At 66.5% G+C, this 16,786-nt stretch carries 15 protein-coding genes; all 15 read left to right on the top strand.

Annotated features, from left to right (window positions below):
* Window positions 1–345 precede the first annotated feature (345 nt).
* Window positions 346–1,434 carry an iron-sulfur cluster carrier protein ApbC gene (gene apbC, locus BLR29_RS05030; protein ID WP_092135033.1) on the top strand — a complete coding sequence of 363 codons (1,089 nt, stop codon included), beginning with the start codon at window positions 346–348 and terminating at the stop codon, window positions 1,432–1,434.
* 6 nt (window positions 1,435–1,440) lie between these two features.
* Entirely contained in the window at window positions 1,441–2,016 is a 576-nt protein-coding gene (locus BLR29_RS05025; RefSeq protein WP_092135032.1) for a DUF3305 domain-containing protein, read from the top strand.
* 32 nt (window positions 2,017–2,048) lie between these two features.
* Window positions 2,049–2,786, top strand: a complete 738-nt coding sequence (locus tag BLR29_RS05020) for a DUF3306 domain-containing protein (RefSeq protein ID WP_092135030.1) — start codon at window positions 2,049–2,051, stop codon at window positions 2,784–2,786.
* Between the two features lie 97 nt (window positions 2,787–2,883).
* A complete protein-coding gene (locus BLR29_RS05015; RefSeq protein WP_092135028.1) occupies window positions 2,884–5,067 on the top strand; it encodes a 4Fe-4S dicluster domain-containing protein in 2,184 nt (727 codons plus the stop codon).
* Window positions 5,068–5,080: 13 nt separating this feature from the next.
* Window positions 5,081–5,722: a TorD/DmsD family molecular chaperone gene (locus BLR29_RS05010; RefSeq protein WP_092135027.1), complete on the top strand. Its 642-nt coding sequence runs from the start codon at window positions 5,081–5,083 to the stop codon at window positions 5,720–5,722.
* Between the two features lie 141 nt (window positions 5,723–5,863).
* A complete protein-coding gene (locus BLR29_RS05005) occupies window positions 5,864–6,076 on the top strand; it encodes a formate dehydrogenase (protein WP_092135025.1) in 213 nt (70 codons plus the stop codon).
* 74 nt (window positions 6,077–6,150) lie between these two features.
* Entirely contained in the window at window positions 6,151–9,183 is a 3,033-nt protein-coding gene (locus BLR29_RS05000) for a molybdopterin-dependent oxidoreductase (RefSeq protein WP_092135023.1), read from the top strand.
* Between the two features lie 134 nt (window positions 9,184–9,317).
* Window positions 9,318–10,010 (top strand): formate dehydrogenase FDH3 subunit beta, encoded by a 693-nt coding sequence (fdh3B, locus tag BLR29_RS04995; RefSeq protein ID WP_092135022.1) that lies wholly within the window; start codon window positions 9,318–9,320, stop codon window positions 10,008–10,010.
* Entirely contained in the window at window positions 10,007–10,243 is a 237-nt protein-coding gene (locus tag BLR29_RS04990) for a hypothetical protein (protein WP_092135020.1), read from the top strand. Before fdh3B ends, BLR29_RS04990 begins: the two co-directional genes overlap by 4 nt.
* Window positions 10,244–10,389: 146 nt before the next feature.
* Complete coding sequence (locus tag BLR29_RS04985; RefSeq protein ID WP_369804563.1) at window positions 10,390–11,535, top strand: formate dehydrogenase subunit gamma; 1,146 nt, start codon at window positions 10,390–10,392, stop codon at window positions 11,533–11,535.
* Complete coding sequence (locus BLR29_RS04980) at window positions 11,535–12,059, top strand: hypothetical protein (RefSeq protein WP_255371090.1); 525 nt, start codon at window positions 11,535–11,537, stop codon at window positions 12,057–12,059. Before BLR29_RS04985 ends, BLR29_RS04980 begins: the two co-directional genes overlap by 1 nt.
* Window positions 12,060–12,073: 14 nt before the next feature.
* Window positions 12,074–12,646, top strand: coding sequence for a superoxide dismutase family protein (locus tag BLR29_RS04975; protein ID WP_092135019.1), 573 nt, complete (start codon window positions 12,074–12,076; stop codon window positions 12,644–12,646).
* A gap of 133 nt (window positions 12,647–12,779) precedes the next feature.
* The gene (locus BLR29_RS04970) at window positions 12,780–13,625 is read left to right on the top strand and encodes a formate dehydrogenase accessory sulfurtransferase FdhD (protein WP_092135017.1); all 846 of its coding nucleotides are present in this window, start codon (window positions 12,780–12,782) and stop codon (window positions 13,623–13,625) included.
* Between the two features lie 120 nt (window positions 13,626–13,745).
* Window positions 13,746–14,312, top strand: coding sequence for a dCTP deaminase (dcd, locus tag BLR29_RS04965; RefSeq protein ID WP_019451696.1), 567 nt, complete (start codon window positions 13,746–13,748; stop codon window positions 14,310–14,312).
* A gap of 159 nt (window positions 14,313–14,471) precedes the next feature.
* Window positions 14,472–16,742 carry an arginine/lysine/ornithine decarboxylase gene (locus BLR29_RS04960; RefSeq protein WP_092135016.1) on the top strand — a complete coding sequence of 757 codons (2,271 nt, stop codon included), beginning with the start codon at window positions 14,472–14,474 and terminating at the stop codon, window positions 16,740–16,742.
* Window positions 16,743–16,786: the final 44 nt, after the last annotated feature.

Below are 16,786 nucleotides of genomic sequence, written 5' to 3'. Positions count from 1 at the left end.
CCTTCTGGTGAATCCTGTAAATGTTCTGCCGACGGCATACCGCATGGTAACTGCTTCCGGCCGCAGGGCGCGGATCAGGCCGACAAGTTTCATCATGCCTGTAAAAACGCGCGGGATGGCCCCGCGGGTGACAGCCGGCCATGGGGTCGCCGGACGCAAGCGCACTACAATAGGGATATGGCGGGACGCGCACAAGCGCGAGAATGTGAGAGATGTAAATGTCTGTAATTCCCCACTCTGCACAGGGGGACTCACCGCGCTGCGGCACACTGCTGGCTGCTGCTCCATACTTTGCTACATTACGCGCCTCATCCCCATTGACTGATAAAAGAAGCGGAGTCTGTCTTGAGCCTCACCATTGAACAGGTAACCGAAGCCCTGCGCACCGTGATCGATCCCAACACGGGCAGGGACCTCGTTTCCACGCGGTCGGCCCGCAACGTGCGGGTCGATGGCGGCGACGTCTCCTTGGAAGTGGAACTCGGGTATCCAGGCAAGAGCCAGCTGGAACCGATCCGCAAGCTTGTCATTGGTGCGCTGCGCAATTTGCCGGGCGTCACCAATGTCAGCGTGACGGTATCGATGAAGATCGTCGCGCATGCCGTCCAGCGCGGCGTCAAGCTGCTGACGGGCGTCAAAAATGTGATTGCCGTGGCATCGGGCAAGGGCGGCGTCGGCAAGTCCACCACGGCGGTAAACCTCGCGCTGGCCCTGTCCGCGGAAGGCGCCCGCGTCGGCATGCTGGACGCCGACATCTACGGCCCGAGCCTGCCCATGATGCTGGGCATCGATGGCCGCCCCGAATCGGCCGACGGCCAGACCATGGAGCCGCTGGAGGGCCACGGCCTGCAGGCCAATTCCATCGGCTTCCTGATCGAACAGGACAATCCGATGGTGTGGCGCGGTCCGATGGTCACCTCGGCGCTGGAACAGCTGCTGCGCCAGACCAACTGGCACGACCTGGACTACCTGATCGTCGACATGCCGCCGGGCACCGGCGATATCCAGCTCACGTTGTCGCAGAAGGTGCCCGTCACGGGTGCCGTGATCGTGACCACGCCGCAGGACATCGCGCTGCTGGACGCCAAGAAGGGCCTCAAGATGTTTGAGAAAGTGGGCATTCCCATCCTCGGCATCGTCGAGAACATGGCGGTTTACTGCTGCCCGAACTGCGGCCACGTCGAGCACATCTTCGGCGAAGGCGGCGGCGACAAGATGAGCGCCGAGTATGGCGTGGACCTGCTGGGCAGCCTGCCGCTGAACCTGTCGATCCGCGAACAGGCCGATTCGGGCCGCCCGACCGTGGTGGCCGACCCGGACAGCCCGATCTCCGCGATCTACCGCGAAGTCGCGCGCAAGGTGGCCATCAAGGTAGCTGACAAGGCGCGGGACATGACCAACAAGTTCCCGAGCATCGTCGTCCAGAACACCTGAGGCGCCATGGACACCCCGGTCAGTTCCTCCCCGCCTGACACGCCGCCCCCCGGCCGGCCCACCGTGACGATGGCGGTGGTGATGCGCAAGGTGGCGCTGACCAATCGCTGGCAGCCGTGGAAATGGGAACTCGATGCGGTGCTGCCGGACCTGGGCGAATTCGGCACCGTGCCGATGCGGCTCGACGCCGACAGCCACGGCGCGCGCTGGCTGTATCCCGGCTATGACGTCACCCTGTTCCGCGACGAAGGCGAGGGCTACTACCTCAACCTGACGTCCACCACGCCATGCTGGTTCGTGCTGTGGCGTATGGCGGACGAGCCCGAGGCCGGTGGCGATCCCGATCCGGGGAGCGACACCGATGGCGACGACGGCCGGCGGCCCGTCCCGGTGACGGTGACCCTGTCCTACAACGAGGCCGGACGCTGGCTCGATGCCGGCGAGAATGTCGAAAACGTGCCGCTGGAGCCCGCGCAGCGCGACTGGCTGCAGGCGTTCACGGACGAGCACTATCGTCCCGAGCCCAAGAAACGCCGCCGGCCCGAATCATTCAAGGCGCCGGACGAGCGGGCGCGCTACTGAACCTGGGGGGCGACGGCGATGAGCGATTTCCGATGAGCGATTCCGACTCGACCTTCCTGTCCCGCTGGTCGCGCCGCAAGGCGGCGGTGCGCGAGGGGCAGCCGGTGCCCGATGAAGCGCCGGTGGCGTCTGACCCCGCGACCGTGCCGCAAGTCGGCCCGCAAGCTAACTCGCAAGCCGCGCCGCAAACCGCCCCGCAGGCTGCCCAGCCTCCCGTTGCCGCCGAGACGCCGCCGCCCACGCTGGCGGACGTCGCGCTGCTCCAGCCCGGCGACAACATTGCCCGCTTCGTGGCACGTGGCGTGGACGAGACCGTCAAGCGCGCCGCGCTGAAAACCCTGTTTGCCGATCCGCACTTCAATGTGATGGACGGGCTCGATACCTATATCGACGACTACGGCAAGCCAGACCCGATTCCGCCCGAGGTGCTGCGCCAGTTGCGGCAGTCGGAGACGCTGGGCCTGTTTGCCCCGCTCGACGAGGAAGCTGCCGCCAATCCAGCCGCCAGGATTGCCGATGTCGCCGATATCGGCGATACCGGGGATACAGCCGAGCCGACCGATACGACCGATACGACAGATACGGCTGACCTCGCCACGCCGCTGGCAGCGACCGGCGAAGAAGACTCTTCCAGGACACCCCAATCGCCTGACGCAGCCAAGGCGCTGGCGCCGGCGGCCGCCAGTGCGCCATCATCGCAAGACCATGCCGGCCCGGACCCCAAATCCGCGCCCGGGCCCGCCCTTGTTCCTGCGGGCAAACACGCGTAGCCGCGCGCCGCGTGCCGGCCTAGAATAGGCCACCCCACAAATCCACCGGCTGCAAGACCCTCGCAGAGGGCACCAGGCCGGCCAGCGGCCATTCCCCATGCCGACGCTGATCTGCAATTGCAACGACACGATGCCGCTTGACGGGGCGGCGCTGTCCGAAGCCAATCCGGACGCGGGTCCCCTGAAGGTGCACCGACTGCTGTGCCGTCGCGAGATAGGCGATTTCCGCCAGGCGCTCGACGGCACCGAGGATGTGATCGTCGCCTGCACGCAGGAAAGTCCCCTGTTCACCGAGGTCGCCGCGCAAACCGCGCGCGATGCCGGCGTGGTCACGGCGCCGGTCCGCTTCGTCAATATCCGGGAAACCGGCGGCTGGTCGCAGGGTGCCCGCCGCGATCCCGCCACGGTCAACGCCAAGATTGCCGCGCTGCTGGCAGCCGCGGCGTTGCCCGAGCCGGCGCCGGTGCCCGTCGTCGACTACCGGTCCCAGGGCGCGGTGCTGGTGATGGGCCCCGCCGAGCGCGCGCTGCCCTGGGCCTCGCGACTGACGGAGGCCGGTCTGGAAGTCACTGTCCTGCTGACCGGCCACGCGGCCAGTCACGCCAGCCAGCCGGCCGAACGCGCCTGGCCCGTGCACAGCGGCACGCTGACGGCGCTTACGGGCTGGCTGGGCGCGTTCACGGCGACGTGGGAGACCGGCGCGGGCAAGAGCAATCCCATCGACCTGGACCTCTGCACACGTTGCAACGCCTGCATTGCGGCCTGCCCGGAGCAGGCCATCGACTTCAGCTACCAGATCGACCTCGACCTTTGCCGCGATCATCGCGATTGCGTGAAGGCGTGCGGCGCGGCGGCCGCCATCGACTTCGACCGGCCTGTCACCGCGACCGAAGCGCGCTTCGATCTGATCTTCGATCTCAACGACGCGCCCGCATTCACGATGCACCAGCCTCCGCAGGGTTACCTGCATGCCGGCGGCGACGTGGTGCGGCAGCAGTCGCAGGCCCTGTTGCTGCAGCAGCTGGTCGGGGACTTCGAGAAGCCGAAGTTCTTCCGCTACAAGGAAAGCCTGTGTGCCCATGGCCGCAACCAGACCACCGGCTGCACCGCTTGTATCGACATTTGCTCGACCCAGGCGATCCGCTCGCAATGGCATGACGGCAAGGGCCGGATCGAGGTCACGCCCAACCTGTGCATGGGCTGCGGCGCCTGCACGACGGTCTGTCCGAGCGGTGCCATCAGCTACGGCTATCCCGGGCCCGAGACGCTGGGCGAACGCTTGCGCACGCTGGTCTCGGCCTATCGCGCCGCCGGTGGCCGCGATGCCGTGCTGCTGCTTCATGGCGAGGAATATGGCAATCCGGCGATCCTGGCGCTGGGCCGCGCGGCACGTGCCGGGCAGGCGCAAGGCGTGCCGCCCAACGTCATTCCCGTTCCGATGTTTCACCCGGCTGCCGCAGGGATCGAACTCTGGCTGGCGGCACTGTGCTGGGGCGCCGATGGCGTGGCCGTGCTGCTGACCGGTGACGAGGCGCCACAGTACCGGGCCGCGCTGGCCGGGCAGATGGCCGTGGCGCGCGCGATGCTGGAGGGGCTCGGCTATCGCGGACGGCGTCTGGCGCTGGTGGAAGCCGGCGATCCGGCATCGCTCGATGCCGGGCTGGCGTCCATCGCCACTCCAGGTCCCGAGTATCGCGCGGACGGTCGCACGGAAAGTCGCATGACGCCGATGCCGGCCGCCGGTTTCCGCGCCGCGCTGGCCAAGCGTGAAACGCTGGACTTTGCCATCGACCATCTGGTCCGCCACGCGCCTGTGCCGGCGGAAACCGTGCCGTTGCCGGCGGGCGCGCCGTTCGGCGCCATCGCGGTGGATACCGGACGCTGCACGCTCTGCATGGCTTGCGTGGGCGCGTGTCCGTCCCAGGCGCTGCGCGACAATATCGACAAGCCGGTGCTCGCCTTCATCGAGCGCAACTGCATCCAGTGCGGCTTGTGCGAAAAGACCTGTCCGGAAGATGCGATCTCGCTGATTCCGCGCCTGCTGACGGGGGAGGGCGCCCGGCGCGCCGTCACGCTCAACGAGACCCAACCGTTCCATTGCATCCGCTGCGCCAAGCCATTCGGGACGGCGCAGATGGTGCAGTCGATGCTGGTCCGGCTGGCCGGCCACCCGGCGTTTGCCGGCGCCGCCGCCGAGCGGCTGAAGATGTGCCCCGACTGCCGCGTCGTGGACATGATGGAAAAGGACACGGGCGCCGCCAGCGGCGCGACGCTCCAATAAGACATATCAAGACATGACGGATTCCCAGCCGATCCAGCTTATCCCTCCCGCGCCGGCCCGTGGCGAACCGGACCCCGAGGACGTCGCGCGGGCCGACCTCTACGGCCTGCTTGCCACGCTGTTCCATCAGGCGCCGGATGCCGCATTGCTGCACCACATCGCCGCCAACCGGGCGGTGGGAGACGACGCGGACACGGTGCTCGGCCGGGCGTGGAACGAATTGTGCGATGCGGCATCGACGAGCCGCACGGACGACGTTGCCGACGAATACCAGGAACTGTTTATCGGCGTCGGCAAGCAGGAGATCTTTCTCTACGGGTCCTACTACCTTGCCGGCTTCCTGAACGAGCGCCCGCTGGTGGCGCTGCGCGACGACCTGGCGCGCTACGGACTCACGCGGCACGAGGGCATCAGCGAGACGGAGGACCATATCGCCGCGCTATGCGAGGTCATGCGTTTCCTGGTGGCCGGCGACGACGTGGCGGTGTCCAACCTCGGCGAGCAGCAGCGCTTTTTCGCGCGGCACCTGCAGCCGTGGGTGGACAAGCTCTGCGATGCCCTGGCCAGCCATCCGAAGGCACGTTTTTACCGCAGTGCAGCGGGACTGCTGCGGGCGTTCGCGGGCGTGGAGGCGGTGGCGCTGGAGATGACCTGAGGGGTCGCCCGCATCGGGGTTTGTCCGGAGTTTGAGGATTTTCCGATTGTCTGCGTAGTCAATCGAATACCTTGCACCTAGAATATGCAAAACAGGGCATAAATCGCCCGTCCATCGGTATTGCCAAACCGAGGAGTCCCCATGAAAGACAAGCAACCCCGGGTCGCACGTCGCACCTTCCTCGTCGGTGCCGGCGTGGTTGCCGCCGCCGGCGCCGCTGTGGTCTCAACGCGCGGGCAGCCTGCCGTGGCTGAAGCCATCGCCAATGCCGAACCGGCGGACCCCGCGCCGGACAGCCAGGGCTACCGGGTCTCAGCCCATATTCGCAAGTACTACCGGACCACGCTGATCTAGGCGGCACGCGCATGGCGTGCCGGCCGGCGCGCCATGGCTGCAATGTCGCTGCTCCTCACACTCCGAGGCAAGACATGATCCTGACTCGCAAACGCGCGGACCAAGGCCAGACCGAACGGCTCGCGAACCGGCGCACCACATCCCCATCAGAAACCGCCCCGACGTCGGGGCGCCTGTCCTCGCGCCTGGCCGCTGGCCTTGCCGGCGCGATGCCGACCATGGACCGGCGCAGCTTCCTGAAGCGATCTGGCATTGGGGTCGGTGCCGGCCTCGCGGCCACGCAACTCACCATGATGCGCAAGGCCGATGCCGAAGACGGCAAGCCCGGCGCGGCCGGCGGCAAGGGCGATATCGTCGTGCGCCGCACCGTGTGCGGACACTGCTCGGTCGGTTGCGCGGTGGACGCCGTGGTGCAGAACGGCGTCTGGGTGCGCCAGGAACCGGTGTTCGATTCGCCGATCAACCTGGGCGCGCACTGTGCCAAGGGCGCGGCGCTGCGTGAACACGGCCACGGCGAATACCGGCTCAAGTACCCGATGAAGCTGGTCGACGGCAAGTACCAGCGCATCTCGTGGGACAAGGCGCTCGACGAGATCACGGCCAAACTGAAATCCATCCGGCAAGAGACCGGGCCGGATTCACTGTTCTTCGTCGGATCCTCCAAGCACAGCAACGAACAGTCCTACCTGCTGCGCAAGTGGGTGTCGTTCTTCGGCACCAACAATACCGATCACCAGGCGCGCATCTGCCACTCCACCACCGTGGCGGGCGTGGCGAATACCTGGGGCTACGGGGCGATGACGAACTCGTACAACGATATGCAGAATGCCAAGGCGGCGCTGTATATCGGGTCGAACGCGGCCGAGGCCCACCCGGTGTCGATGCTCCACCTGCTGCACGCCAAGGAAAACGGCTGCAAGGTGATCGTGGTCGATCCGCGCTACACGCGCACGGCGGCCAAGTCCGATCACTATGTGCGGATTCGTTCCGGCACCGATATCGCGTTCCTGTTCGGCGTGCTGTACCACATCTTCCAGAACGGCTGGGAGGATCAGAAATACCTGAACGACCGCGTCTACGGCATGGACAAGGTCAAGGCCGAGGTGCTGGCCAAGTGGACGCCGGACAAGGTGGAGGAGGTCTGCGGCGTGCCCGAGGCGCAGGTGCGGCTGGTAGCCGAGACCATGGCGAAGAACCGTCCGTCCACGCTGGTCTGGTGCATGGGCCAGACCCAGCACACGATCGGCAACGCCATCGTGCGCGCGTCCTGCATCGTGCAGCTGGCGCTGGGCAATATCGGCGTATCCGGCGGCGGCGCCAATATCTTTCGCGGCCACGACAATGTGCAGGGCGCCACCGACGTGGGCCCGAATCCCGATTCCCTGCCCGGCTACTACGGCCTGGCCACCGGCGCGTGGAAGCACTACGCCGCGGTCTGGGGCGTCGACTACGAATGGATCAAGAAGCAGTACGTGTCGCAGGCGATGATGGAGAAGTCCGGCACGACGGTATCGCGCTGGATCGACATCGTCACGGAAAAGAGCGAACTCATCGACCAGGACAACAACGTGCGCGGTGTGTTCTTCTGGGGCCACGCACCGAACTCGCAGACGCGCGGGCTGGAGATGAAGCGGGCGCTGGACAAGCTCGACCTGCTGGTGGTGATCGACCCCTATCCGTCCGCCACGGCCGCCATGGCCAACATGACCCCGCCCGAAGGCGAGAAGATCAACCCCAATCGCGCGGTCTACCTGCTGCCGGCCTGCACGCAGTTCGAGACCTCCGGCTCGTGCACGGCATCGAACCGCTCGCTGCAATGGCGCGAGAAGGTCATCGAACCGCTGTTCGAGTCGATGCCCGACCACACCATCATGCAGGCGTTTGCCGAGAAGCTTGGCTTCGGCAAGGAATTGTCGAAGAACTACAAGATGATCGAGGTCAAGCGCGCCGGCCGGACGTGGCAGGAGCCGGAGACCGAGTCTCTCCTTCGGGAGATCAACGCCAGCAACTGGACCATCGGCTACACCGGCCAGTCGCCGGAGCGGCTGAAGTCCCATATGCGCAACATGCAGATGTTCGATGTGCGCACGCTCCGCTGCAAGAGCGGCAAGGACCCGCTCACGGGCTACGACCTGACCGGCGACTACTTTGGCTTGCCCTGGCCCTGCTATGGCACGCCCGAGCTCAAGCACCCGGGGTCGCCGAACCTCTACGACACCAGCAAGCATGTGATGGATGGCGGCGGCAACTTCCGCGCCAACTTCGGCGTGGAGCGCGATGGCGTGAACCTGCTGGCCGAGGATGGTTCGTGCTCGCTGGGCGCCGAGATCACCACGGGCTATCCGGAATTCGACCACGTGCTGCTGAAGAAGCTGGGCTGGTGGGATGACCTGACCGATGCCGAGAAGAAGGCGGCCGAGGGCAAGAACTGGAAGACCGACCTGTCCGGTGGCATCCAGCGCATCGTGCTGAAAAACCACGGCTGCCACCCGTTCGGCAACGCCAAGGCGCGCGCGGTGGTGTGGAACTTCCCGGACCCGGTTCCGCAGCATCGGGAGCCCCTGTACTCCACGCGGCCGGACATGGTCGCCAAGTACCCGACGCACGACGACAAGATGGCGTTCTGGCGCCTGCCCACGCTGTACAAGTCGCTGCAGCAGCGCAACATCGAGAACAAGGTCTACGAGAAATTCCCGATCATCCTGACGTCCGGCCGGCTGGTCGAATACGAAGGCGGTGGCGAGGAAACCCGCTCGAATCCGTGGCTGGCGGAACTGCAGCAGGAGAACTTCGTCGAGATCAATCCACAGGCGGCCAGTGCGCGCGGCATCCGCAACGGTGACTACTGCTGGGTCAGCACGCCGACCGGCGCGAAGCTCAAGGTGCGAGCGCTGGTGACCGAACGCGTGGGTGTGGATACGGCGTTCATCCCGTTCCACTTCTCGGGCTGGTGGCAGGGCAAGGACCTGAAGGCCTTCTATCCCGAGGGCGCATATCCGATCGTGCGGGGCGAGGCCGTCAACACCGCCACCACGTACGGGTATGACTCGGTGACGATGATGCAGGAAACCAAGACCACGATCTGTCAGATCGAAAGGTTCGCATAGGGAGGCACTCTCAAAATGATTCTGGCGTCGTTGCGCGGCCTTGCCGTACCACTTGTACTGTCTGCGGCCGCGCGCCTAGCCAGAAGCGCTGTCGCTTCATTTTGATAGCACCTCCATAAAGAGCGGAGACGCACATGGCACGCATGAAATTCATCTGTGACGCCGAGCGCTGCATCGAGTGCAACAGCTGCGTCACCGCCTGCAAGAATGAGCACGAGGTACCGTGGGGCGTCAACCGGCGTCGCGTGGTGACGGTCAACGATGGCGTGGTGGGCGCCGAGAAATCGATCTCGGTGGCCTGCATGCATTGTTCGGACGCCCCCTGCATGGCGGTCTGCCCCGTGGATTGCTTCTATCGCACCGAGGACGGCGTGGTGCTGCACGACAAGGACGTCTGCATCGGCTGCGGCTACTGCTCGTACGCCTGCCCGTTTGGCGCGCCGCAGTTCCCGAGTGAGGGCACGTTCGGGGTGCGCGGCAAGATGGACAAGTGCACCTTCTGCGCGGGCGGCCCGGAGGCAAACGGTAGCGAGGCGGAGTTCGAGAAATACGGCCGCAATCGCCTGGCCGAGGGCAAGCTGCCGCTGTGCGCGGAGATGTGCTCGACCAAGGCGCTGCTGGGCGGCGACGGCGACGTGATTGCCGACATCCTGCGCAATCGCGTGGTCAAGCGCGGCAAGGGCGGCGATGTGTTCGGCTGGGGCACCGCTTATGGCAGTGCGCGCGGCAACGCGCAGGCCGCACCGGCTGCGCCGACGGCTCCTGCGGCACCCGCCGCGCCGGCGGCCCCGGCGGCCACGCCCGCCACCGGAGGGCAGCCATCATGACCCGCGCCGCGCTGATCGCCCTGATGGTGGCCGGCGGGGCCCTGCTGGCCGCGTGCGGCGAGAAGCCGCAGACGGCCACCGCCGCGCAGAAGAAGTCCGATGCGGTGGCCTGGCAGGGTGCGCCTGGCGATCCGTTCGTGGCCCAGGGATGGAAGCCCGGGGACAAGGACAGCTGGCAGCGCCAGATCCATGAGCGCAACCAGTACCAGAACGAATACAACCGCGCGCCATGACAGGCAGAGCGCCGCATGGCGCCACATCGCACCACGTCATGGCAAGTCGGTCCGAGGGAGGGCTCATGATGCCGATGCACGCTTCCGGCCACGCCGCCCGCCACGGCGCGCGGGCACTGATTGCGGGCGCGCTGGCCTGGCTGGCGATGGCCGCTGGCGGCGCGCTGGCCCAGGCGCCGCAACAATCCACCGCCGCGCCAGCCCAGCCTGCCGCCGCCGCGCAGTCGCAGGCTGACGCCAACAATCCCGCCACGCACCCGGCCCAGCCGCTGGCCGGCATCGCGTCGGAGAACATCTTCAACGTCCCGCGCCGTGACATCGCCGCCGAGGCCCAGTCCCAACAGGAGCGCACGCGGACGCAGCCCGGCAACAACGCACCGGTCTGGCGCGAGATCAATTCGGACCAGCCGCACTACAGCAGCCTGCCGGCGAAGGAGGCTGGCGTGCTGATCCAGCGCACCGGCCAGAAATGGCGGCTGTTCCGCAACGGCGTCATCACGATCTGGGGAGGATGGCTGATCGTGCTCGTGCCGGCCGCCATCCTGGCCTTCTTTGCGTGGCGCGGGACGATCCCGCTCAAGGCGCCCCGCACGGGCCGCATGATCGAACGCTTTACGCCCGTCGAGCGCATCGTCCACTGGACCATGGCGATCTCGTTCGTGATCCTGGCGATCTCCGGCATCGTGATCCTGTTCGGCAAGTACTTCCTGCTGCCGGTCATGGGCCATACGCTGTTCGGCTGGCTGACCTACCTGCTCAAGAACCTGCATAACCTGACCGGGCCGGTGTTCACGATGTCGATCATCGTCGCGTTCGTGATCTTCGTGCGCGACAACCTGCCGAGCCGCGACGACCTGACCTGGTTCGCGCGCCTGGGTGGCCTGGTGTCCGGCCATCACGTGCCGAGCGGGCGGTTCAATGCGGGCGAGAAGATGTGGTTCTGGATCGGGCTGGTGGTTTTCGGGCTGATCCTGTCGGCGTCCGGCTGGGTGCTCGACATGATCGTGCCGGGCATGGACTACTACCGCGCGACGATGCAGATCGCCAACGTCATCCACGCAATTGGCGCCGTGCTGATGATTGCCATGGCCTGCGGGCATATCTACATGGGCACGATCGGCATGGAGGGCGCGTATCGCGCCATGCGCGACGGCTACGTGGATGAAGCCTGGGCCAGGGAACACCACGAGCTGTGGTACGACGATATCAAGGCCGGCAAGATTCCCGCCCAGCGCTCAACTCCGCCCGACGAGGCGCCGGGACGCTCCCGGCAGCGTCCGGGCGAGGTCTGATGCGCTGCAGCATCCGCAACCTGCCCGAGACGACCATGACGCGCCTGCTGCCTCTTCCTCCTGCGGCCACTGCTACGGCCATTGCCACCGCGGATTCTGCCCCCGCCCCCGTGGCCAGGGCGCGCTTCGCCGCCCTGATGCTGGCCCCAGTCCTTGCCCTGGCCGCGACGGGCGCCCTCGCCAAACTGCCCGCGCCCGATGCCGCCCAGCAGGCGAGGCTCGCCGAGACCCGCGCCCGTGCGGCCTGGAGCGACAAGGTTGCCGCGTACCAGTTGTGCAAGGCGCAGGACAAGGTCGTCGCCCGCTATCAGGAATCGATGAAGGCCAGCGGCAAGACCGTTGCGCCTGGCACGCCGGGCGCCCCGTGTGCGGATCCGGGCCCGTTTGCGATGCCCACTCCGGCCGACGACCCGGCGAAGGTCGCCGGCGGCCCGGCCACGGCGCCGGTTGGAACACCCTCCGATCACAAACCGGCGGCCGCGCCCGCTGGTCAGGCGGTACAATCGCCACGGCAATCACCGTAAGAGGAGGGTTCGGCATGAAACGTGTACTTTTCGGTCTGGCAATGGGCGCTGCCGCGGTAGTGGTGGCAGGTTGTGGCACCGGCGGCGGCAGTACTCCGACGGCGGCGGCCAGCCCCGGCACCGCGGCGATGGCCGCGGGCGGCAAGGCTGCGGCCACGCTGGCGCCCAAGAGCGGTACTGGCACCGCGGGCCGCGTCACCTTCGATCAGCAGTCGGGTGGCGTGATGGTCGTGGTGGCGGTGACGGGCTTGCCCCCGGGCACCTCGCACGGCTTCCACGTGCATGAGAAGGGCGACTGCTCGGCGCCCGACGCCATGAGCGCGGGCGGGCACTTCAATCCCACCGGAAAGCCGCACGGCCAGATGACCATGCCTGACCATCACGCCGGCGACATGAACAACCTGACGGCGGATTCCGCCGGCAATGCGCGCGTGCAGTTCGTGATGTCCGACGTGACCGTGGCACCCGGCCCCAACAGCGTCGTGGGCCGCGCCGTGGTCGTGCACAAGGATCCCGACGACTATCGCACCCAGCCGACCGGCAATTCGGGCGGCCGCATCGCCTGCGGGGTCGTCGCCGCATCGTGATATCCGGCGGAAGATCGCCTGACTGAAGATGTCCTGATGTTCCCACCGCCGGCCAGGACGGCTTGCCCGTTCCGTGCCGGCCATCCTGGCCACTGCGCGGCCAACGCGCGGCCATTTGCCATCAGCCCCCGACATGTCCCTGCGCCCCGAACTGACCCACGCCTCCGTCCCGCTGATCGAGGAGGTCGAGGTCGTCGATGAACTGGGGCGCCCGCGCCCGGCCTGGCTGCCCGGCGAGCGCCCGCTGACGGTCTACCTCGACAAGCGCGAACTCGTGACGCTGATGACGCTGGGCGGCGCGCCCGAGCACCTGGTGCTGGGCTATCTGCGCAACCAGCGGCTGGTGGACTCGATCGAGGAGATTGCGGCGATCCAGGTCGATTGGGAGACCGAATCGGCCGCCGTGACCACGCGCTCGGGCGTGGACCGCATCGAGGAACGCACCGCGCGCCGCGTGGTGACCACCGGTTGCGGGCAGGGCACCGTGTACGGATCGCTGCTCGACGAGATCGACGGCGTGCGGCTGCCGGGCGATGCCATGCTGGACCAGGCGACGCTGTACGCCATCATCGACACCATCCGGCTGCAGCAGTCGGTCTACAAGCAGGCCGGCTCCGTGCACGGCTGCGCGCTGTTCCAGGGCAGCGAGCTGCTGATCTTCATCGAGGACGTGGGCCGCCACAACGCCGTGGACGCCATCGCGGGGCGCATGTGGCTGGAGGACATGAGCGGCGCCGACAAGGTGTTCTACACCACCGGGCGGCTGACCTCCGAGATGGTCATCAAGGCCGCCCAGATGGGGATTCCGTTCCTGCTGTCGCGCTCCGGCGTGACGCAGATGGGCTACCAGATGGCACAGCGCGTCGGCATCACGCTGTTCGCGCGCTGCACCGGCAAGCATTTCCTGCTCTACACGGGGCGCGAGCGCTTCCGGCATGCCCAGCCGGCCCCGCTGGCGGCCGAGGACGCCCCGGCCTGAGCCGTCCGCGGCGTGGCCCGGCCGGAGTGACGGCCCCATAGCCGATTGGTTGTACAATGCGGCCCATTCCAGCGGTACCGGTTCGTCCGGCCCACCGCGCGTCCATTCCGCCACGCCCTTATGAGCATCAAATCCGACAAGTGGATCCGCCGCATGGCGGACCAGCACGGCATGATCGAACCGTTCGAGCCCGGTCAGGTACGGGAGGCGGACGGCCGCAAGATCGTCTCCTACGGCACTTCGAGCTACGGCTACGATATCCGCTGCGCCGACGAATTCAAGATCTTCACCAACATCAACAGCACCATCGTCGACCCGAAGAACTTCGACGAGAAGTCCTTCGTGGACTTCAAGGGCGATGTCTGCATCATCCCGCCGAACTCGTTCGCGCTGGCCCGCACGATGGAGTACTTCCGCATTCCGCGCAGCGTGCTGACCATCTGCCTGGGCAAGAGCACGTACGCGCGCTGCGGGATCATCGTCAACGTGACGCCGTTCGAACCCGAATGGGAAGGCTACGTGACGCTGGAGTTTTCCAACACCACGCCGCTGCCCGCCAAGATCTACGCGGGCGAGGGTTGCGCGCAGGTGCTGTTCTTCGAGTCCGACGAGATCTGCGAGACCTCGTACGCCGACCGGGGCGGCAAGTACCAGGGCCAGCACGGTGTCACACTGCCCAAGACCTGACCGCATTACAATGCCGGCGTCCGTCGCCGGGTGAGTCCGCCGGCCATGGACCGGCAGGCCGCCAATACCTGACTAAAGAGCCACATGCCGCCGCTGCGGGGAACCTCCCGCCGGCCATGTGGCTCAAGTCTTTCCAAGCACGCTCATCAAGGATGCCCGATGAAATTCCGCTTTCCCGTCATCATCATCGATGAAGACTTCCGCTCCGAGAACATTTCCGGCTCGGGCATTCGCGCGCTGGCAGAGGCCATCGAGCGCGAAGGCATGGAAGTGATGGGCCTGACCAGCTACGGCGACCTGACGTCGTTCGCCCAGCAGTCGAGCCGGGCATCGACCTTTATCGTGTCGATCGACGACGACGAATTCGTTCGCGCCGACGACCAGCCGGAAGCCGCCGCCATCGAGAAGCTGCGCGCGTTCGTCAACGAAGTGCGCCGCCGCAATTCGGACCTGCCGATCTTCCTGTACGGCGAGACCCGCACCTCGCGCCATATCCCCAACGATATCCTGCGCGAGCTGCACGGCTTCATCCACATGTTCGAGGACACGCCGGAGTTCGTGGCGCGCCACATCATCCGCGAGGCCAAGGTCTACCTGGATTCGCTGGCGCCCCCGTTCTTCAAGGCGCTGATCGACTACGCGCAGGACAGCTCGTACTCGTGGCACTGCCCGGGCCACTCGGGCGGGGTGGCGTTCCTGAAGAGCCCGGTGGGCCAGGTGTTCCACCAGTTCTTCGGCGAGAACATGCTGCGCGCGGACGTCTGCAACGCCGTGGAGGAACTGGGCCAGCTGCTGGACCACACCGGCCCCGTGGCGGCATCCGAGCGCAATGCCGCGCGGATCTTCAACTCCGACCACATGTTCTTCGTGACCAACGGCACGTCCACGTCGAACAAGATGGTCTGGCACGCCAACGTGGCGCCGGGCGACATCGTGGTGGTGGACCGCAACTGCCACAAGTCGATCCTGCACGCGATCATGATGACGGGCGCGATCCCGGTCTTCCTGATGCCTACGCGCAACCACTACGGCATCATCGGCCCGATTCCCAAGAGCGAGTTCGATCCGGAGACGATCCGCCGCAAGATTGCCTCGCATCCGTTCGCCAGCAAGGCGAAGAACCAGAAGCCGCGCATCCTGACGATCACGCAGGGCACGTACGACGGCGTGCTGTACAACGCCGAGCAGATCAAGGAGATGCTGGCGTCGGAAATCGACACGCTGCACTTTGACGAAGCCTGGCTGCCGCACGCCGCGTTCCACGACTTCTATCACAACATGCACGCCATCGGCCGCGACCGGCCGCGCAGCAAGGACGCGCTGGTATTCGCCACGCAGTCCACGCACAAGCTGCTGGCCGGCCTGTCGCAGGCGTCGCAAATCCTGGTGCAGGACTCCGAGAAGCGCAAGCTGGATCGCTACCGCTTCAACGAGGCGTACCTGATGCACACCTCGACGAGCCCGCAGTACTCGATCATTGCCTCGTGCGACGTGGCCGCGGCGATGATGGAGGCGCCGGGCGGCACCGCGCTGGTCGAGGAGAGTATCCAGGAAGCCCTCGATTTCCGCCGCGCCGTGCGCAAGGTGGAAGCCGACTACGAGGCCGGCAACAATGGCGACTGGTGGTTCAAGGTGTGGGGTCCGGACACGCTGGCCGAGGACGGCATGGCCGAGCGCGAGGACTGGATGCTCAGGGCCAACGAGCGCTGGCACGGTTTCGGCGACCTGGCCGATGGCTTCAACCTGCTGGACCCGATCAAGGCGACGATCATCACCCCGGGCCTGGACGTGGACGGCGAGTTCAGTGACCGCGGCATTCCGGCGGCCATCGTCACCAAATACCTGGCCGAGCACGGCATCATCATCGAGAAGACGGGCCTGTACTCGTTCTTCATCATGTTCACCATCGGCATCACCAAGGGCCGCTGGAACTCGCTGGTGACCGAGCTGCAGCAGTTCAAGGACGACTACGACCAGAACCAGCCGCTGTGGCGCGTGCTGCCGGAATTCGTCGCCAAGTACCCGCAGTACGAGCGCATGGGTCTGCGTGACCTCTGCGACGCCGTGCACAGCGTCTACAAGGCCAACGACGTCGCGCGCGTGACCACGGAGATGTACCTGTCGGACATGGAACCGGCGATGAAGCCGTCGGACGCGTGGGCCATGATGGCCCACCGCGAGATCGAGCGCGTGCCGGTGGACGAGCTGGAAGGCCGCGTCACCGCCATCCTGCTGACGCCGTACCCGCCGGGCATCCCGCTGCTGATCCCGGGCGAGCGCTTCAACCGCATCATCGTCCAGTACCTGAAGTTCGCGCGCGAATTCAACAAGCTCTTCCCGGGCTTCGAGACGGACGTGCACGGGCTGGTGGAGGAAGAGGTGGACGGACAGATCGCCTACTTCGTGGATTGCGTGAAGCAGGGCAACTGATCGCCGCGCAAGACGCCCCGGCCCGCCACATGGCAGGCCGGGGT

It is taken from the genome of Cupriavidus sp. YR651 (assembly GCF_900101625.1).
GTDB lineage: Bacteria > Pseudomonadota > Gammaproteobacteria > Burkholderiales > Burkholderiaceae > Cupriavidus.
Note: the sequence above shows the minus strand (reverse complement) of the source record. Positions and strands in the feature narration are given on the sequence as shown.